Origin of the sequence: Burkholderia perseverans (assembly GCF_022870505.1) — a bacterium.
Lineage (GTDB): Bacteria > Pseudomonadota > Gammaproteobacteria > Burkholderiales > Burkholderiaceae > Burkholderia > Burkholderia plantarii.
On sequence record NZ_CP045094.1, the window covers coordinates 3,699,313 to 3,718,720 of the forward strand.

Consider the following 19,408-nt stretch of genomic DNA (forward strand, 5'->3'; position numbering starts at 1 on the left):
CGTGTCAGGCGCGGCGATGGTGCGCGAAGGTTGGTTACTCATAGTTGCTGAAACGGGCCAGCGGCGGGGCCTGCGGCGGCAGCGGCGTATAGCCCGGGATGCCCTCGCGGAACGCGGCGACGAGCCCGTTGTCGATGCTCGTCAGCCCCTTCAGCGTCAGCTGCGCCATGAAGCGCGTCGCGGAATTCTGCTGTCCCGACGTGTTGACGCCGTTCGCGTAGCGCTGCACGCCGACGCCGAGCGCCCAGCAGTCGGCATCGTACTGGAAGCCGAGTAGACCGTCGACAACCCGGTTGCTGGCCAGATCGTAATTGAAGCGGCCGACCGCGTAGAGGTGGCGTGTGAGCGGCCACTGGCCCGAGATCAGCACCTGGTTGATCGGATCGCCGTTGAGCGTCGTGTTGGCGCGCGTGTAGCGGTAGGCCACGTTGATCACGCGGCGCTCGCCGGGGCTGTAGCCGAAGCCGATGCTCGACTTCACGAGCTGGTTGTTGTCGGCGTTGTACTGGAACGCCGTCTCCGACGCGAAGCCGGCGCCGAGCTTCAGCGACGCGCCGAGGATCAGGTCCGAGTGGCGCGCCTGCGCGACCGAGTCGGTCGGCAGCAGCGTGGTGCGCTGGTTGGAGAAGTAATACTGCTGCGCGATCACGAAGCGCGCGCGCTCGTCGCCCGTGGCCGGGTTCAGGAAGCGCGTGGTCAGCGCGGCGGTGACGCGGTTCTCGTCGGCGATCCGGTCGTTGCCGACGAAGGTATTGGTGGTGAAGATCTCGGCGAGCCCGAAGTCGGACTCGGCGGTATCGAACAGCGGCGCGTCGAGCTGGTTGCGGTACGGCGTGTAGACGTAGAACAGCCGCGGCTCGAGCGTCTGGATGAAATCCTGGCCGAACAGCCGCACCGAGCGGTCGAACTCCAGCCCGCTGTCGAGCGAGAAGGTCGGGATCGAGTAGGTGAAACGCTTCGGCTGGCCGGGGATGCCGCCCGTCGTCGTCGTGAGGTCATACGACGCGATGTGCAGCTGCGCCTTCGGCACGATGAAGTAGCCCGGACCGTAGACCCCGTACGACACGTAGGGGTTGAACATCACGCGGTCGCCTTCGGGCTGGTCCGCCGTGGTGATCCGGAAGCGCGAGTAGTCGGCCTCGGCGCCGAAGTCGAAGCCGCCCACGTCGTACTTCGTGTACTTCACGTTCAGCTGCGGTTCGCGGCCATACGGCGCGATCGACGGCGGCAGCGTCTGCCAGTGCTGGTAGCGCGTGAGCACCGACCACGGACCCTTGTTGTAGGTGAGGCCCGCTTCCTGCTGGTACAGCGTCTGGGTGCCGTTGACGAACTGGTTGGTCGAGCCGAGGTCTTCCGGATAGGTGTTGTCCGAGACCTTGTTGTAATAGACGTAACCGCCGAAGCCGCCGCCGAAGTTCTGCTGGTGCTGCCAGTAGATCGCGTAGCGGTTCGAGTGCGTCAGGCGATCGTCAGGCAGGAATTCGCCCGTCAGCGAGCCCGAATAGTTCGGCGACAGGTAGCGGAACTCGGCGCGCGTGAACACCCCGCGCTTCGCGATGATCTCCGGCGTCAGCGTCAGGTCGCGGTTCGGCGCGATGTTGAAGTAGTACGGCAGCGCCAGCTCGAAGCCGTTGGTCGAGCTCAGCGACACCGTCGGCGGCAGGAAGCCGCTGCGCCGGTCGCCCGACAGCGGGAACGTCAGCCACGGGCTCGCGAAGATCGGCAGGCCCTGGAAGAACAGCACGCCGTTGCGCGCCACGCCCTCGTCGGCGCCCGTGTCGAATTCGAAACGGCTGCCCTTGATGTACCAGGCCGGCTTCTCGCACTGGCAGGCCGAGTAGGTCGCGTCGGTGAACACCGAGCGCTCGCTGTCGAGCAGCTCGACCTGCTTCGCGCTACCGGAGCCGCCGGTGGTCGTGAAGTGGTACTTCGGCGTGGCCATCGTGCCCTGGTTGGCCTCCACCTTCAGGTGGGCCTCCGGTCCCGAGAAGGTGGTGCCGCTGCCCGACACCGTGACGCGGCCGTAGGCATCGGCCATGTCGGTGTCCTGATCGTAGTGCAGCGCGTCGGCCTTCACGATCGTGGTGCCGCGGCGCAGCTCGGCCGAGCCCTTGGCGGCCAGGTCCTGGTCGGCCGTGCCGCTCGTGTGGTCGGCGAGCACGAAGCCGGCCGGCTTCGAGCCGGTGCGCAGCGGATGATCCTCGAGCTGCGGCGCGAGACGCAGGTCCCAGGGGGAGTCGAGCGACTGCGGCTGCGCGGCCGAGCCCGCCAGTTGCGCCTGCGCGATAGCGGGCACGAAACCGGGCACGGCGAGCAGCGCCACCGCGAGGCGCCGTTTGCGGATCGCGGGTTCGCTGCAGGATACGAGCGGGAAAAACGGTTTGGGCGGCATCGATATCGGGCGAATCGGTCCCGGCAGGTCCCTCGCGTTCGCACGTCGAGGCCCGCGCAATCGAACCGTGACTGCGACGCGGCGCACACGAGGCAAGGCGATCGGCGGGCGGCACGACAGGCCGCAGCCGCGCTGCGACCCGCAACCGGCGGGGATTGACACGGGACGCGTCAAAAAAGTCGTGGGGTATTATATGGCAAGACGTTCCCCCCTCCCCCGAGTTTCCGTTTCGATGACGCCCCCTTCCGCTGCCGCCTCCCCCGCCATGCCCGCCGACAGCCACGATGGCCGCCGCGAACGGCTGCTCGCCTGGCTCGCCGGGTTCGCCCCGCGCTACGCGCTCGACCTCGGCTCGCTCGTGCCCGCTTCGGCCGACGCCAGCTTCCGGCGCTACTTCCGGCTGGCGAGCGGCAGCGAGCCGTCCGGCACGCTGATCGCCGTCGATGCGCCGCCGCCCGAGAAGTGCCGCGAGTTCGTGCAGGTCGCCGAGTTGCTGGCGGCGGCCGGCCTGCATGCGCCGCAGGTCCACGAATGCGACCTGGAAGCCGGCTTCATGCTGGTCACCGATCTCGGCCGCGCCACCTACATCGGCGCACTCGACCCGGCCGACCCCGTGGCGGCCCGGCCGCTGATGCGCGACGCGCTCGACGCGCTGGTGCGCTGGCAGCTCAGCTCGCGCGAGGGCGTGCTGCCGCCGTTCGACGAGGCGTTCCTGCGCCGCGAGATGGAGCTGATGCCCGAGTGGTACGTGGGCCGCCATCTCGGCAAGACGCTCGACGCGCGCCAGCGCGGCGTGCTCGACCGCACCTTCGCGCTGCTGGTGGCGAACGCGCTCGGGCAGCCGCAGGGCTTCATGCTGCGTGACTTCATGCCGCGCAACCTGATGATCACCGCGCCGAACCCCGGCGTGCTCGACTTCCAGGACGCCGTCTGGGGGCCGCTCGGCTACGACGTCGTCTCGCTGCTGCGCGACGCGTTCATCAGCTGGGACGAGGAATTCGAGCTCGACTGCTTCGTTTACTACTGGGAGCGGGCAAAAAAAGCCGGCCTGCCCGTCGAGGCCGATTTCGGCGAGTTCTACCGCCAGCTCGAATGGACCGGGCTGCAGCGCCACATCAAGGTGCTCGGGCTGTTCCCGCGCATCCACTATCGTGACGGCAAGCCGCGCTATCTCGACGACCTGCCGCGCTTCCTCGGCTATGCACGCAAGGTCGCGCAGCGCTATCGGCCGCTCGCGCCGTTCGCGCACCTGCTCGACGAACTCGAGGGGCAGCCGTCCGTCGAGGTCGGCTACACGTTCTGAATCTCCCCCCTGCGCCCGCCCACGCCATGACCGCCGTGCTCGATACCGCGATGATCTTCGCCGCCGGACGCGGCGAACGGATGCGCCCGCTCACCGACACCTGCCCGAAGCCGCTGCTCGAAGCCGGCGGCAAGCCGCTGATCGTCTGGCAGATCGAACGGCTCGCGGCGGCCGGCTTCACGACCATCGTGATCAACCATGCCTGGCTCGGCGCACGGATCGAGGCCGCGCTCGGCGACGGCGCGCGCTGGGGCGTGCGGCTGCGCTACTCGGCCGAGGGCGAGGCGCTCGAGACCGCGGGCGGCATCGCGCAGGCGCTGCCGCTGCTGACGCGGGCCGACGAGTCCGCTGCGGCCGGCGTGGCGCGCTCGCCCGTGTTCGTCGCCGTCAGCGGCGACGTGTTCTGTGAATTCGACTACGCGTCGCTGCGTGCTCACGCAGCGCGGATGGCCGCGCTCGACACGCCGGGGCTGCATCTCGTGATGGTGCCGAACCCGCCGTTCCATCCCGACGGCGATTTCGCGCTCGACGCCGACGGCCGGCTCTCGCTCGACACCGACGCGCCGCGCGTCACGTTCGGCAACATCGGGCTCTACGACGTGCGGATGTTCGCCGGCCTGCCGCGCGGCACGCGGCGCGCACTCACGCCTTACTACCGCGAGACGATCGCGGCCGGCCGAGCGACGGGCGAGCGGTACGAGGGGATCTGGGAAAACGTCGGCACGCCGGCTCAGCTGGCCGGGCTCGACGCGCGGCTGCGAGCGGTGCGGTAGTCGTCTCCTTCATACGGTAGTCGTCACGCGGGAGCCGCGCGGCCGCCCCGGCAGCCACCGCAGGGACGCCGGCCACTCGTGCGCGGGCGGTCGCCTTGAGCCGGTCGCGTCGCCGCGGGGCGGCAACCACCGCCCCAACCCGAGCGCACGCGCACCAACCCGTCATCCGCGCCGGCCGCCAGCGCCGCTTACATTTGCGCCGCGGCACCCGTTGCCGCGCCGCGCGCCGCCTCGCCGGCCTCTCCGGCCGCTTCCTCGCCCCCGTCGCCCGCCGTCGCCGCGCGCTGCTGCAGTGCCCACATCTGCGCGTAATGCCCGCCCGCGCGCACCAGCGCCTCGTGCGTGCCGCGCTCGACGATCCGGCCGCGATCCATCACGATGATCTGCGCCGCATGCACCACGGTCGACAGCCGGTGCGCGATCACGAGCGTCGTGCGGTGCCGCGCGATCTGCTCGAGCTCGTGCTGGATCGCGCGCTCGGAACGCGAATCGAGCGCCGAGGTTGCCTCGTCGAACACGAGGATCGGCGGGTTCTTGAGGATCGTGCGCGCGATCGCGACGCGCTGCTTCTCGCCGCCCGACAGCTTGAGCCCGCGCTCGCCGACGGTCGTGTCATAGCCGTTCGGCAGGCTTTCGATGAACGCGTGGATGTGCGCGGCGCGCGCCGCGGCGATCACCTCGTCGCGCGTCGCGTTCGGCCGCCCGTAGGCGATGTTGTAGTGGATCGTGTCGTTGAACAGCACGGTGTCCTGCGGCACGATGCCGATCGCCGCGCGCAGCGACGCCTGCGAGACGTCGCGCAGGTCCTGGCCGTCGATCGTGATCGCGCCGCCCGCCGCGCGATCGAGATCGTAGAAGCGGAACAGCAGCCGCGACAGCGTGGACTTGCCCGAGCCGCTGTGGCCGACCACCGCCGTGGTGGTGCCGGCCTCGACCGTGAAATCGACGTCGTGCAGGATCTGCCGCGCCGGCTCGTAGGCGAAATCGACGTGCGCGAAACGCACTTGCGCGCCGCGCACCGCGAGCGCCGGCGCGGCGGGCAGGTCCGCCACCTCCTGCGGCGCGCCGAGCAGCGCGAACATGCGGTCCATGTCGGTCAGGCTCTGCTTGAGTTCGCGATAGACGATGCCGAGGAAGTTCAGCGGGATGTAGAGCTGCAGCATGAAGGTGTTGATCAGCACCAGGTCGCCGAGCGTCAGGCGCCCGGCCAGCACGCCCTGGGTCGCGCGCCAGAGGATGAACACCAGCCCCACGCCGATGATCGCCTGCTGGCCGAAGTTCAGCAGCGACAGCGAGCGCTGCGAGCGGATCGCGGCCTGCCGGTAGCGCAGCAGGTTCTCGTCGTAGCGCCGCGCCTCCCAGTCCTCGTTGCCGAAATACTTGACCGTCTCGTAGTTGATCAGCGAATCGATGGCGCGCGAGTTCGCGCGCGAATCGAGCTCGTTCATGGTGCGCCGGAAATGCGTGCGCCATTCGGTGACCTTGATCGTGAACACCACGTAGGCGGCCAGCGCGGCCAGCGTGATCAGCGCGTAGGACGCGTCGTACTTGACCACGAAGAAGCCGAGCACGAGCCCGACCTCGATCAGCGTCGGCAGGATGCTGTAGAGCGAATACGAGATCAACTGCTGGATGCCGCGCGTGCCGCGTTCGATGTCGCGCGACATGCCGCCGGTCTGGCGGTCCAGGTGAAAGCGCAGCGACAGCCCGTGCAGATGCCGGAACACCTGCAGCGCGAGCTGGCGCACCGCGCTCTCGGTCACCTTCGCGAACAGGATCTCGCGCAGCTCGGTGAACATCGAGGTCGACAGCCGCACCACCGCGTAGGCCACCACCAGCAGCCCGATGCCGCCCGCCAGCACCAGCGGCGCCGACTGTTCGGCGCGGCCCAGCGCCTGCAGGTGCTGGACCGACGAGAGCCCGTCGACGATGCGCTTCATCACGATCGGCACGCCGAGATTGGCGAACTTGGCGCCGATCAGGCAGGTGAGCGCGAGCACCACGCGGCCCTTGTAGGTGGTCAGGTAGGGCAGCAGCGAGCGGATCGTCTGCCAGTCGTTGCGAGGGCCGGACGCGGCCGGGGCGGACTCGGAGGAAGCGGGAAAGCGGCGCATGGGAATGGAGCGCATGCGCCCGGGCGGGCCGCGCACGCGCTTTCTCGTACAATTTCAGAATCCTGCATTGTCGCAGAAGCCGGTTCGCACCGCTGTCCGCCGGATGGCGCCGCACCCGGCCCGCATAACGAGTGGAATCCCCCCATGACCGATACGCCGTCGCAACTCCCGCAGCAGCAGCCCGCGCTGCGCGTCGTCCCGCAACCGTCCGAAGCGAACGTTCACGGCGACGTGTTCGGCGGCTGGATCATGTCGCAGGTCGACATCGCCGGCTCGATCCCGGCCAGCCGGCGCGCCAACGGCCGCGTCGCGACGATCGCCGTCAATTCCTTCCTGTTCAAGCAGCCGGTGTTCGTCGGCGACCTGGTCAGCTTCTACGCGAACATCGTCAAGACCGGCAACACCTCGGTGACGGTCGGCGTCGAGGTCTACGCGCAGCGCATGGGGCTGGCCGGCGAGGTGGTGAAGGTGACCGAGGCGACGCTGACCTACGTGGCGACCGACTCGGACCGCCGGCCGCGCGCGCTGCCGCCCGTCTCCGCCTGAGGCGCCGCGGGCGACGGCGTAATCCGCGCGCCGATGTCGCGCGTCGACGTCACGCATCAATACTGCGCTGAAATGTCGCGTCGCTGCCGGATCTGGATCGAATCGTGAGCGGATTCGCTCGCGCCGCGTTCAGCGCGCGGCGAGCCCGAACTCGCGCATCGCCGGCAGGAAGTCGTGGTTGAGCTTCGGCTTGCGCGACAGCTTGGCGAGCACGTAGCGCTCGAACGGCCCGAGCGCCGCCCAGGCCGCCGCGTCCGGCGCCGGCAGCCCGGCCAGCGCGCACTGCGCGGCGAGCGCCGCCGGCACCGTGGCGGTGTCGCGCCACGCCGGCGCCGCCTCGGGCTCGATGCGTTCGGCCTCGCCGGCCGCATGCGAGCGCAGCATCTCCGCCAGCGCGCTCGCGAAATCGGGCTGCGCCGCGTCCTGCTCGTCCGCCCCGACCACGACCGGAAACCGCGCGAGCAGCCGCCGGTCTTCCAGCGGCAACCGCTGCCACTGATCGAGCGAAATCCGCAGCGCGCAACGATCGAGATGAAAGCGCACGATCATCGGGATGAAGGTGAAATCCTCCGACGATTCGACTTCGAAGCCGAACAGCAAGGGCTGGCTGCTGAGTTCCATGGTGATTCCGGTCTGGTGACATGAGCGCGGCGCGCCCGGCCCGGCGGGATTCGCCGCGTTCCGGTATTGTAGAACCCGTCCGCGCGGCGCGCCTTGCGCCCGCTCGGCCCTGCCCGTATCCCCTGCTGGAGTCTTGCCGTGAATCCGTCCGATCTGCTCGAACCCGATCTCGAACCGAACGGCAGCATCGAGGTGGCGATCTCGCGCCATCGCGGCGCCGACGTCGCCGCCACCGCCGACCACGTCGGCCAGGAATGGCCGGTCGCGCTGGTGTTCAACGGCATCTCGCACGCGGTGATGATGGGTACGCCGCGCGACCTGGAAGCGTTCGCGGTCGGCTTCGCGATCTCGGAGGGCATCGTCGCGCGCGGCGCCGACATCAAGGATATCGAGGTGGTGCTGCACGCCGACGCGCCGATCCCGCACGCCGAGGTCCATCTCGACGTGGTCCAGCAGGCGTTCGTCGCATTGAAGGAAAAGCGCCGCTCGCTGGCCGGCCGCACCGGCTGCGGCGTGTGCGGCATCGAGAGCATCGACCTGCTCGATCTCGCGCCCGAACGCGTGCCGGTGACGGGCTTTCTCGAGCGTCTCGCGCCCGACGCGCTCGCGCAGGCCGCGCGCGCGCTGCCTGCGCATCAGGCGTTGACGAAGCTCACCGGCGGCCTGCACGCGGCCGCCTGGTGCGACGCGACGGGCGCGATCCGCTGCGCGTTCGAGGACGTCGGCCGCCACAACGCGCTCGACAAGCTGATCGGCCACCTGACGCTCGCGCGCGCCGAGCTGACCGACGGCTTCGTGTTCCTGTCGAGCCGCGCGAGCTACGAACTGGTGCGCAAGGCCGCGCGCGTCGGCATCCCGCTCGTCGCGACGATCTCGGCGCCCTCGTCGCTGGCCATCGCGATCGCGAAGGAAGCGGGGCTGCGGCTCGTCAGCTTCTGCCGCGAATCGGGCTACGTCGATTACGGCACGGCCTGAGACCGGCGCACGCTAGGCGTGCGGATAGATTTCCAGGACGGCCGAGATCGATAGTCCGACCTTGAGAAGGAACGAGGCGATCCGCGAACGCAGCGATCCGATCTCGCCGGTCTCGGAAAAATCCTTGCGCACTGCCTCTTTATACGACGACACGTAACCCGATATCGATTTCGGTTCCTGGCCACTCAGATCCATGAGCAATATCGGCGACCCGGGACTGGCCTTCCCGTGGTTGGCCAGCAACTCATTGATCGGCTTATGAGTAGCGACCAGGAAAGGACCAACACCATGCAATCTTTTTTTGATTTTCGGATATTTTCTTAAAAGCATCCTGAATGCATTGAGGTAATCCTTCGATAGCGAGAAATTGTATCGATCCAGAGAGATATTATTCGCGGCACTCGAGGATGCCGGAATACAGAATTGATTCATCTGTGCCAGCATCTCGGCCGATATCGACGAGTCGTGCGGAGCGAGCCGCTGGCCGGCCTGTACCTCGAGAAGCAGGGAACCGAGCGACGCTTTCGCGTTACGCGTCGCAGCATTGACGTCGCCATTGCCGATATCGCCGACCAGCACGTAGGTATACAGAATGGTCCTGGCGCCTGCCCACGGTTGTTGCGGGGCATCGGTGATCGCCGACCACACCGGGATCAAGATGTCCGCGTCCGCGTCCGTGATCGGCATGGCGGGAGCGGGAGCGGACGTAGGAGCGGAAGTAGGGGCAGGGGCAGGGGCAGGCGGCGGTGACAGTACCGTCGCGCAGGCGGAAAGCAGACCGGCCAACCCGCACGCGCAGAGTCGGGTCCCAAGCAGCGGTCGGCTCAACTTCATTTTTGCGCCTTCTTGCCGATCATCCATCTACAGCCCGCCGAGATAATAACCATCACGGCCAGGATCAGCGGGAAAAAGTTCGTCGCGCCGATGGTCGGGAAAACGAGATCGAAGATCAAGAATAGAAAAATACCGAAGGCAACTGCCACCCCGTCAGCCCACGAAAGCAGTTTCATACGCCCCCACTAATTTTTTGGCAGACGGACGACCGCCATTTTCCGGCATTCAACGCCCGGCTCGCCGCTGTCGCGTCATGCAATCGACTCGTCAAAGAGAGTCACGGCAATCATACACCAGGCTTTCACGACATATCCAGATGCATTCCGGATTTTAAATTCGCGGCGGCGCAACACCTTTATCGACGCCATCGATAATCTTTTTATCTGGATGATCACCACCCATTGAGTATTTAATCAATCAAGCTTGATTTATATTATTATTAGGATCTGTTCACTTCGGGATGGCCGTTTCCCGCGGAGATGATTCGAACCGGGCAGCGCTGCTGCGTGGACGCCCCTTTTTTGCATCGCGTCGCGTCCCGCAGTCGGATCGGGGCGTGGCCGCCCCGACGGCCTGCCGCCCATTGATCGGCGCGGCCGGTTCCCTCACGTCCGCCATCCGACGCGGTCGGCCGCGCTCAGTCGAACTGACGGAAGTCCGGCTTGCGCTTCTCGAAGAACGCGCTGATCGCCTCGCGCGCCTCGGGCGCGTCGAGCATGCGCCCGAAGTGGCTCGCCTCGTCGTCCATCCGCGCGGCCACCTCGACGCCGCTGCCGGTCTGCTTGAGCAGCGCCTTCGTCACGCGCAGCGACGAGGCCGGCAGCGCGGCCAGCCTGGCGGCCTGCTTCGCCGCGAACGCGTCGAGTTCGGCGGCCGGCAGCACGCGGTTGACGAGGCCGATGCGGTGCGCTTCGAGCGCGTCGAACGGCTCGCCGAGCATCAGCTTCTCGGCCGCGATCTGGTGGCCCGCGAGGCGCGGCAGCAACAGGCTCGAAGCCGCTTCCGGGCACAGCCCGAGTTGCGTGAACGGCAGCGACAGCTTGGCGGTGTCGGCCGCGTAGACGAGATCGCAATGCATCAGCATCGTCACGCCGACGCCGACCGCGATGCCCGGCACCGCCGCGACGAGCGGCTTGGCCGCCGTGCTGATCTGGTGCAGGAACTGGAACACGGGCGCGTCGGGCGTGTTCGGCGGCACCTTGATGAAGTCCTCGAGATCGTTGCCCGCGCTGAAATTGCCGTCGCTGCCGCGGATCAGCACCACGCGCACGGCGTTGTCCTCCTGCGCGGCGGCGAGCGCGTCGGCCATCGCCTGGTACATCGCCGCGGTGATCGCGTTCTTCTTGGCGGGGCGCGCGATCGTGATCGTCAGGACGCCGTTCGCGACGTCGGTCTGGATATCCATCTAACCGTCTCCTCAAATCCGAGCGATAAAAAAAGCGGTGCGCGAGCGAGCTGCCCGCGCACCGCCGTCATCGGGTACGCGACCCGCTTACAGCCGTTCGAAGATACCCGCGGCGCCCATCCCGGTGCCGACGCACATCGTCACCATCCCGTACTTCAGGTTGCGGCGGCGCAGGCCATGCACCACCGTCGAGGCGCGGATCGCGCCGGTCGCGCCGAGCGGGTGGCCGAGCGCGATCGCGCCGCCGAGCGGGTTGACCTTGGACGGATCGAGGCCGAGATCGCGGATCACGGCCAGCGACTGCGCGGCGAACGCCTCGTTCAGCTCGATCCAGTCGAGATCGTCCTGCTTGAGGCCGGCGGCCTTCAACGCGGCCGGGATCGCCTCCTTCGGGCCGATCCCCATGATCTCGGGCGGCACGCCGCGCACGGCGAAGCTGACGAAGCGCGCGAGCGGCGTCAGGTTGAATTCCTTCAGCACCTTTTCCGAGACCACCAGCAGCGCGCCGGCGCCGTCCGAGGTCTGCGAGCTGTTGCCGGCCGTCACCGAGCCCTTGTTCGCGAACACCGTGCGCAGCTTGGCGAGCCCTTCCGGCGAGGTGTCGGCGCGCGGGCCTTCGTCGAGCTTGATCTCGCGCGTCTTCACGTCGATCTCGCCGGTCGCGAGGTTCGGAAAATGCTCGCTGATCGTGTACGGCGCGATCTCGTCGGCGAACTCGCCGGACTGCTGCGCGGCCAGCGCCTTGCGGTGCGATTCCACCGAGAACGCGTCCTGGTCCTCGCGGCTCACCTTCCACTGCTCGGCCACGCGCTCGGCCGTCAGGCCCATGCCGTAGGCGATGCCGACGTCCTCGCCGCGGTCGAAGATGTGCGGCGACATCGACGGCTTGTTGCCCATCATCGGCACCATGCTCATCGATTCGGTGCCGCCCGCGATCAGCGCTTCCGATTCGCCGACGCGAATCCGGTCCGCCGCGAACGCAAGCGCGGTCAGGCCCGACGCGCAGAAGCGGTTGACGGTCACGCCGCCGACCGAGTTCGGCAGCCCGGCCAGGAGCGCGCTGATGCGCGCCACGTTGAGGCCCTGCTCGGCCTCGGGGATCGCGCAGCCGATGATCGCGTCCTCGATCAGCTTGGTATCGAGGCCCGGCACCTGCGCGACCGCGGCGCGGATCGCGTGGACCAGCAGTTCATCCGGGCGCGTGTTCTTGAACACGCCGCGCGGCGCCTTGCCGATCGGCGTGCGGCTCGCGGCGACGATGTATGCGTCTTGCAGCTGTTTGCTCATTTGTGGCTCCTGTCGACCCGGCCCGGCGCGCTCGCGCCGGAACGGGTCCGATGCAAAGTGGTCCGCGGCTCGCTCAGTTGCGCACCGGCTTGCCGGTCTGCAACATGCCCATGATCCGTTCCTGCGTCTTCTGCGTGCCGAGCAGCTCGACGAACGCGCGGCGCTCCAGCGCGAGCAGCCATTCCTCGTCCACCGTGCTGCCGGCCTCGACGTTGCCGCCGCACACCGCTTCCGCGATCCGGCTCGCGATCAGGAAGTCGTGCTCGCTGATGAAGCGGCCGTCGCGCATGTTGACGAGCTGCGCCTTGATGGTCGAGATCGCCGAGCGGCCCGCCACTGGAATCTCGGTGGCCTTGAGCGGCGCGCGATAGCCGGTGGCGGCCAGCGCGCGCGCTTCCTTCTTGGCCACGTCGAGCAGCTCGAACACGTTGAACACGATGGTGTCCGACGGCTTCAGGTAGCCCATCGCGCGCGCGTCGTGCGCCGAGGTCGAGACCTTCGCCGTCGCCGCGTTCTCGAACGACTTCGTGACGAACTTCAGCAGCTCGCTGGTGGCGCCGGCCGCCGTGGCCGCCTCGGCCGCGCGCAGCGCCGCTTCCTTGAGGCCGCCGCCCGCCGGCACGAGGCCCACGCCCACCTCGACGAGGCCGACGTAGCTCTCCACATGGACCACCCGCTTCGCGCTGTGCAGCATCAGCTCGCAGCCGCCGCCGAGCGCGATGCCCGACACCGCCGAGACCACCGGCACGTTCGCGTACTTCACGCGCAGCATGCCCTGCTGGAATTTCTTCACGAACGGCTCGATGCCCTTCGCGCCGCCCATCATGAACGCGGGCATCGCCTCCTCGAGGTTCGCGCCGGCCGAGAACGGGCCGCCCGGCGTGCCGAGCTTGAGCGAGGTCGGCTGCCAGATCACCACGCCCTGGTAATCCTTCTCGGCGAGGTCGATGGCCTGCGCGAGGCCGTCGATCACGCCCGGGCCGATGGTGTTCATCTTCGACTTGAACGAGACGATCACGACGTCGTCCTCGCCCGCGCGGTCGTCCACCCAGGCGCGCACCGAGTCGGTCTCGAACAGCGTCCTGCCGTACTTGGCCGGGTCGCGGCCCGCCTCGCCCAAGAGCGGCGCGCGGAACACCTGGCGCTCGTAGACCGGCAGCGACGAACGCGGCACGAATTTGCCCGCGGCCGGCGACCACGAGCCCTCGGCGGTATGCACGCCGCCCTGCTCGGCCACCGCGCCTTCCAGCACCCACGACGGCAGCGGCACGCTGGCCAGCGCCTTGCCCGCCGCGATGTCCTCCTGCACCCACTCGGCCACCTGCTTCCAGCCGGCCGCCTGCCAGCCCTCGAACGGGCCTTCGTTCCAGCCGAAGCCCCAGCGGATCGCGAGGTCCACGTCGCGCGCGTTGTCGGCGATCGATTCGAGGTGGACGCCGATGTAATGGAACACGTCGCGGAACACCGCCCACAGGAACTGCGCGTGCGGATGCTGGGTCTCGCGCAGCAGCTTCAGGCGCTCGGCGGGCGGGCGCTTGAGAATGCGCGCGACCGTCTCGTCGGCCTTTGCGCCGCCGTCCACGTAGCCGCCCGACTTCGGGTCGAGCACCTTGATCGCGCGGCCTTCCTTCTTGTAGAAGCCGGCGCCGGTCTTCTGGCCGAGCGCGCCCTGCTTGACGAGTTCGGCGAGCACGGCGGGCGTCTCGTAGACCGGGAAGAACGGGTCGTCGGCGAGGTTGTCCTGCATCGTCTTGATGACGTGCGCCATGGTGTCGAGACCGACCACGTCGGCGGTGCGGAACGTCGCCGACTTGGCGCGGCCGAGCCGCGCGCCGGTCAGGTCGTCCACCTCGTCGAAGCGCAGGCCGAACTTGGCCGCTTCGGTGATCACGGCCAGGATCGAGAAGATGCCGACGCGGTTCGCGATGAAGTTCGGCGTGTCCTTGGCACGCACCACGCCCTTGCCGACCACGCTGGTCAGGAAGGTCTCCAGCTGGTCGAGGATCTCGCCGCGCGTGTGGGCGGTCGGGATCAGTTCGACGAGGTGCATGTAGCGCGGCGGATTGAAGAAGTGGACGCCGCAGAAGCGTGCCTTCAGCTCGTCGGCGAAGCCGTCCGAGAGCGCCGTGATCGACAGGCCCGAGGTGTTCGACGCGAAGATCGCGTTGGGGCCGATGTGCGGCGCGACCTTCTTGTAGAGGTCATGCTTCCAGTCCATGCGCTCGGCGATCGCCTCGATCACCACGTCGCATTCGGCCAGCTGGTCGAGGTCGTCCTCGTAGTTCGCGGGCACCAGATACTTCGCGTCGTCCTTCACGCCGAACGGCGCCGGCGACAGCTTCTTCAGGTTTTCGATGGCCTTCAGCGCGATGCCGTTCTTGGGGCCTTCCTTGGCCGGCAGATCGAACAGCAGCACCGGCACGCGCGCGTTGACGAGATGCGCGGCGATCTGCGCGCCCATCACGCCGGCGCCGAGCACGGCGACCTTGCGAATGATGAAATTGCTCACGGGATTCCTCCGGATAGAGCCGCGCGTCGCGCCTGGCGGGGCTGGCTGCGAACGGCGCGGCAGATGAATCGGCTGCGGGCGCCCGGGCCGCCGGCGCCGCGTCGTGCGGCACGGCGGTGGCCCGGGCAACGTGTCAGAACAGCGCTTCGTCGACTTCCATCAGCGTCTTCGAGCCGGCGCGCGCGGCGCGGATCGTGGCGGCCGTCTCGGGCAGCAGACGCGCGAAATAGAATCGCGCGGTGGCCAGCTTCGACTTGTAGAACGGATCGCCCGAGGCTTCCTTGTCGAGCGCGAGGCGCGCCATGCGCGCCCAGAAGTAGGCGAACACGAGGTGCCCGGCGGTACGCAGGTACGGCACCGCGGCGGCGCCGACCTCGTCCGGGTTCTGCATCGCCTTCATGCCGATTTCCATGGTCAGCTTCTGCAGTTTCTCGCCGATGTCGGCCAGCGGATTGACGAACTCGGCCATCTCCGGCTTGACGCCCTCGGACTCGACGAATTCGGTCACGATCGCGCCGAACTTCTTCAGCTTCGCGCCCATGTCGCCGAGCACCTTGCGGCCCAGCAGGTCGAGCGACTGGATCGAGTTGGTGCCTTCGTAGATCATGTTGATGCGCGCGTCGCGCACGTACTGCTCCATGCCCCACTCGGAGATGAAGCCGTGCCCGCCGTAGATCTGCATCGCGTGGTTGGTGCACTCGAACGCGTTGTCGGTCAGGAACGCCTTGATGATCGGCGTGAGCAGCGCGACCAGATCGGCCGCTTCCTTGCGCTCGGACTCGTCGCCGTGCGACAGCTCCTTGTCGATCTGCAGCGCGGACCAGTACGTGAACGCGCGCGCGCCTTCCGCGTAGGCCTTCTGCGTGAGCAGCATGCGGCGCACGTCGGGGTGCACGATGATCGGGTCGGCGGCCTTCTCGGGCGCCTTCGGGCCGGTCAGCGAGCGCATCTGCAGGCGCTCCTTCGCGTAGGTCAGCGAGTTCTGGTAGGCCACCTCGGTGAGGCCGAGGCCCTGCATCCCCACGCCGAGGCGCGCGGCGTTCATCATCACGAACATCGCGTTCAAGCCCTTGTTCGGCTCGCCCACCAGCCAGCCCTTCGCGTTGTCGAGATTCATCACGCAGGTGGCGTTGCCGTGGATGCCCATCTTGTGCTCGATCGAGCCGCACTTGATGCCGTTGCGCTCGCCCGGCTCGCCCGACGCGTCGGGGATGAACTTCGGCACGATGAACAGCGAAATGCCCTTGGTGCCCTGCGGCGCGTCCGGCAGGCGAGCGAGCACCAGGTGGACGATGTTGGCCGACATGTCGTGCTCGCCGCTCGAGATGAAGATCTTCGTGCCGCTGATCGAGTAGGCGCCGTCACCGGTCGGCTCGGCCTTGGTGCGCAGGATGCCGAGGTCGGTGCCGCAATGCGGCTCGGTCAGGCACATGGTGCCCGTCCATTCGCCCGACACCAGCTTCGGCAGGTACTGCTGCTGCAGTTCCGGCGCGCCGTGCGCGTGCAGGCATTCGTAGGCGCCGTGCGAGAGACCCGGGTACATGGTCCAGGCCTGGTTCGCCGAGTTCATCATCTCGTAGAGCGCGTTGTTGACGAACGCGGGCAGGCCCTGGCCGCCGTACTCGGGATCGCAGCCGAGCGCGGGCCAGCCCGCGTCGATGTACTGGCGGTACGCGTCCTTGAAGCCGGTGGGGGTGGTGACCACGCCGTCACCCTCGTACTTGCAGCCTTCGCGGTCGCCCACCTGGTTGAGCGGGAACAGCACCTCGGCGCAGAACTTGCCGGCTTCCTCGAGCACCTGGTTGATGGTGTCGGCGTCGAGATCCGCGTGTTTCGGCATCTGCTTCAGTTCGGCTTCGACATTGAGCAACTCGTGCAGCACGAATTGCATGTCGCGCAGCGGGGCAACGTACTGTCCCATGACTCTCTCCAAAGATAGGGCACTGGCTCGAGCCTCGCGCGGGCGTCACGGCACCGCTACTGGCTCTCGCTCTGATACGAAACGATCGTCTTTTCCAGCGCGGCCCAGGTCAGACGCACGCCGTCCGGCAGATGCAGGAAGCGGGCGTCGTGATGCAGGCCGAGCGTGAAGCTGTACAACTCGAAGAGCATCACGTCCGGATCGGTGTCCGGGCGCAGATGGCCTTCGTCCTTCGCCTGCGAAATCGCGCGCAGCAGCGCGGCGCGCCAGGCCGTCACGCTCGCGATCAGCTGCTCGCGCACCGGACTGTCGGGCCGGTCGTCGTACTCCACCGCGCCGCTGATGTAGATGCAGCCGGTGGTCACTTCCTGGATGCGCTTCTCGATCCAGCGGGCCAGCATCGCACGCAGGCGCGGCAGGCCGCGCGGCTCGCGCAGGCTCGGAAAGAACACCTCGCTCTCGAAGCGGCGGTGATACTCTCGCACGACCTCCACCTGCAGGTCCTCGCGCGAGCCGAAGTGCGCGAACACGCCGCTCTTGCTCATCTGCATGCGCTCGGCCAGCAGGCCGATCGTCAGACCCTCCAGCCCGTCACGGCTGGCGAGGTCCAAAGCTGCTTCGAGTATCGCGGCACGCGTCTGTTCGCCTTTTCGCATAAGCTTGATGTCTAAACCGTCCAAGGGGTCATCCAGAAAATCGAACGGCCGTACTATTATTGAGTGCGGCCGTCGGTCAAACAAGGAAATTATTAGATTCGGGTGTCTAACCGCCCCGCGATGGTTCTCAGGTCATGGCGGCATGCGCGGCAAGGGTTTACCAGTCCCCGCAAGGCGCCGCGGCGGGTCCGCCGGGCGCGCAACGAACGGGCCCGCGGCCCGCGTTCCGGCCGGCGCCGGCCGGTCGTGGCGGACTAGTCGTAGCCGCCCACCGTCAGCAGCTTCATCGACCAGCGGTACGCGGTGTACGCGAGCCAGTTCATCAGCCGCTCCAGCGGCGGGCGCGCCGCGTAGCGGGCCGCGTCGATCTCGCGGCCGTCCGCGAACGCCGCGTCGATCGCCTCGCGCAGCGCGCCGATCTCGGCGTCGTGTTTCACCAGCACCACGTTCGCCTCGTTGTTGAGCATCAGGCTCAGCGCGTCGAGGTTCGACGAACCGACCGTCGCCCAGCCGTCGTCGACCACCGCCACCTTGCCGTGCAGCATGGTCCGGTCGTACTCGGCCACCCGCACGCCGGCGCGCAGCAACGCATGATAAAGGAACGGCACGGCCGTATCGAGCGCGACGAATTCCTTCCGGCCGATCAGTACGCGCACCTCGACGCCGCGTCGCGCCGCGTTGGTCAGCGCGCGGCGCAGCTTGCGTCCGGGCATGAAGTACGGATTGGCCAGCACCACCGCCTGGCGCGCGCGGCCGATCGCGGCCAGGTAGGCCTTCTCGATCGCGCGCCGGTTCAGCACGTTGTCGCGCGCGACGAACGCCACGCTCGGCTCGGTCACGTTGCGCAGCGCGCCGGCCTTGACCCAGCGGTGGTTGCGCATCCAGCGCCGGAAGCGCGCGGCGAACGCCTCGCTCGTCACCATCGGCGGCGCGTACTGCGCGTAGCGCTTGTGGCCCATCCGCACGCGATACCACTGCACCTCGAACGCCGCGCGCACGTCGACCACGGCCGGCCCGGCCAGTTCGACGGCGAAATCCCAGCGCGGGAACGGCAGGCGCTCGCCGTTCTGCTCGTGGTCGTCCACCACGTTGATGCCGCCACAGAACGCGTAGGCGTCGTCGATGCAGGCGAGCTTGCGGTGCGTGCGCGAGAAGCCGAGGCGGCCGAACAGGTAGCGGTTGTAGATGCGGTGCTCGATGCCGGCGTCCTGCCAGCTGTCGAACAGCGGCAGGCGCGCGGTGCCGACGCCGTCGGTGATCACGCGCACGTGGACGCCGCGCCCGGCCGCGCGCAGCAGCGCCTCGGACACCAGGCGGCCGGCCGGGTCGTCGCAGAAGATGTAGGTTTCCAGCAGCACCGACACCGACGCCTCATCGATGCGGCGCACCAGTGCCGGGAAGAACTCGGCGCCGCCATGGCGCAGCGTGACGGTGTTGCCGGAGCTGAACGCGAGCCGCGACGACGACCCGCGCTCCTGCAGGAACAGGTCCCGCAACTGGGTGAGGCGCAGCCGGTTGCCGCCGCTCATGCCGCACGCGCCGCGAGGCGCGCGGGAAGTTGCAGGATCGCCTCGGCGTTGGACGGCGAGTAGCAGCGCGCGGCCGCCTCGCGGTACGGCAGCCAGAGATGGTCGGTATGCTCGCGCGGCGACAGCGTGACGGGCGTGCCGGCCGGCACCTCGAGGCTGAACCAGTGCTCGGTGTTGCGCGTGACGCCGGGCGCGTAGCGGTGCCGGTACTGCGGATAGATCGAGTATTCGATCTGGTGGCGCCAGTCGACGAGCGCGGCGGGCGGCACGCCCTCGGCGCCGACCACGATGCCGGTTTCCTCGCCGACCTCGCGGATCGCCGTAGCGGCGAGCGGCTCGTCCGGCCAGTCCTTCGCGCCCGTTACCGACTGCCAGAAGCCGGGCAGGTCGGCGCGCTTGATGATCAGCACGTCGAGCGCGGCGGTGTGGATCACGACCAGGACGGATTCGGGGATTTTCGGCGGCTTCGTCATTGCGGGTGCGGCCGCCCGCGCGGGAATTCGCGCCGGCCGGCCGGGGACTTCGGGACCGGCAGACTGTACC

Annotated in this window: 16 protein-coding genes; 4 read left to right on the top strand and 12 right to left on the bottom strand. The window is 68.2% G+C overall.

Going from position 1 to position 19,408, the window contains the following annotated elements:
* Positions 1–34 precede the first annotated feature (34 nt).
* Positions 35–2,392 carry an LPS-assembly protein LptD gene (locus tag BpN12_RS31020; RefSeq protein WP_246795941.1) on the bottom strand — a complete coding sequence of 786 codons (2,358 nt, stop codon included), beginning with the start codon at positions 2,390–2,392 and terminating at the stop codon, positions 35–37.
* Between the two features lie 265 nt (positions 2,393–2,657).
* Here BpN12_RS31020 and BpN12_RS31025 point away from each other — a divergent pair, with 265 nt between their 5' ends.
* Together BpN12_RS31025 and murU are read left to right on the top strand one after the other, a co-directional pair.
* On the top strand, positions 2,658–3,695 hold the full coding sequence (locus BpN12_RS31025) for an aminoglycoside phosphotransferase family protein (RefSeq protein WP_246798050.1): 1,038 nt from the start codon (positions 2,658–2,660) through the stop codon (positions 3,693–3,695).
* A gap of 26 nt (positions 3,696–3,721) precedes the next feature.
* Positions 3,722–4,468 carry an N-acetylmuramate alpha-1-phosphate uridylyltransferase MurU gene (murU, locus tag BpN12_RS31030; RefSeq protein ID WP_246795942.1) on the top strand — a complete coding sequence of 249 codons (747 nt, stop codon included), beginning with the start codon at positions 3,722–3,724 and terminating at the stop codon, positions 4,466–4,468.
* A gap of 188 nt (positions 4,469–4,656) precedes the next feature.
* Here murU and BpN12_RS31035 read toward each other — a convergent pair whose 3' ends face one another.
* Entirely contained in the window at positions 4,657–6,582 is a 1,926-nt protein-coding gene (locus BpN12_RS31035; protein ID WP_246798051.1) for an ABCB family ABC transporter ATP-binding protein/permease, read from the bottom strand.
* Positions 6,583–6,726: 144 nt separating this feature from the next.
* On the opposite strand from BpN12_RS31035, the gene BpN12_RS31040 reads away from it, so the two are divergent.
* A complete protein-coding gene (locus BpN12_RS31040; RefSeq protein ID WP_246795943.1) occupies positions 6,727–7,128 on the top strand; it encodes an acyl-CoA thioesterase in 402 nt (133 codons plus the stop codon).
* 129 nt (positions 7,129–7,257) lie between these two features.
* Here BpN12_RS31040 and BpN12_RS31045 read toward each other — a convergent pair whose 3' ends face one another.
* A complete protein-coding gene (locus BpN12_RS31045; protein WP_246795944.1) occupies positions 7,258–7,749 on the bottom strand; it encodes a nitrate reductase associated protein in 492 nt (163 codons plus the stop codon).
* 138 nt (positions 7,750–7,887) lie between these two features.
* Here BpN12_RS31045 and fdhD point away from each other — a divergent pair, with 138 nt between their 5' ends.
* On the top strand, positions 7,888–8,724 hold the full coding sequence (gene fdhD, locus BpN12_RS31050) for a formate dehydrogenase accessory sulfurtransferase FdhD (protein ID WP_246795945.1): 837 nt from the start codon (positions 7,888–7,890) through the stop codon (positions 8,722–8,724).
* Between the two features lie 12 nt (positions 8,725–8,736).
* Here fdhD and BpN12_RS31055 read toward each other — a convergent pair whose 3' ends face one another.
* The 9 genes from BpN12_RS31055 to nudB form a co-directional block, all read right to left on the bottom strand.
* Entirely contained in the window at positions 8,737–9,411 is a 675-nt protein-coding gene (locus BpN12_RS31055) for a hypothetical protein (RefSeq protein ID WP_246795946.1), read from the bottom strand.
* Positions 9,412–9,554: 143 nt separating this feature from the next.
* Entirely contained in the window at positions 9,555–9,734 is a 180-nt protein-coding gene (locus BpN12_RS31060; protein ID WP_246795947.1) for a hypothetical protein, read from the bottom strand.
* 461 nt (positions 9,735–10,195) lie between these two features.
* Positions 10,196–10,963 carry an enoyl-CoA hydratase gene (locus BpN12_RS31065; protein ID WP_246795948.1) on the bottom strand — a complete coding sequence of 256 codons (768 nt, stop codon included), beginning with the start codon at positions 10,961–10,963 and terminating at the stop codon, positions 10,196–10,198.
* Positions 10,964–11,050: 87 nt separating this feature from the next.
* The gene (locus BpN12_RS31070) at positions 11,051–12,250 is read right to left on the bottom strand and encodes an acetyl-CoA C-acyltransferase (RefSeq protein ID WP_246795949.1); all 1,200 of its coding nucleotides are present in this window, start codon (positions 12,248–12,250) and stop codon (positions 11,051–11,053) included.
* A 73-nt stretch (positions 12,251–12,323) separates the two neighbouring features.
* The gene (locus BpN12_RS31075; protein WP_246795950.1) at positions 12,324–14,759 is read right to left on the bottom strand and encodes a 3-hydroxyacyl-CoA dehydrogenase/enoyl-CoA hydratase family protein; all 2,436 of its coding nucleotides are present in this window, start codon (positions 14,757–14,759) and stop codon (positions 12,324–12,326) included.
* A gap of 133 nt (positions 14,760–14,892) precedes the next feature.
* A complete protein-coding gene (locus BpN12_RS31080) occupies positions 14,893–16,680 on the bottom strand; it encodes an acyl-CoA dehydrogenase C-terminal domain-containing protein (protein ID WP_246795951.1) in 1,788 nt (595 codons plus the stop codon).
* 56 nt (positions 16,681–16,736) lie between these two features.
* Entirely contained in the window at positions 16,737–17,336 is a 600-nt protein-coding gene (locus BpN12_RS31085) for a TetR/AcrR family transcriptional regulator (protein WP_246795952.1), read from the bottom strand.
* Positions 17,337–17,590: 254 nt separating this feature from the next.
* On the bottom strand, positions 17,591–18,865 hold the full coding sequence (gene clsB / locus BpN12_RS31090) for a cardiolipin synthase ClsB (RefSeq protein WP_246795953.1): 1,275 nt from the start codon (positions 18,863–18,865) through the stop codon (positions 17,591–17,593).
* Positions 18,862–19,338: a dihydroneopterin triphosphate diphosphatase gene (nudB, locus tag BpN12_RS31095; RefSeq protein ID WP_246795954.1), complete on the bottom strand. Its 477-nt coding sequence runs from the start codon at positions 19,336–19,338 to the stop codon at positions 18,862–18,864. The genes clsB and nudB overlap by 4 nt, the downstream gene beginning before the upstream one ends.
* Positions 19,339–19,408 lie beyond the last annotated feature (70 nt).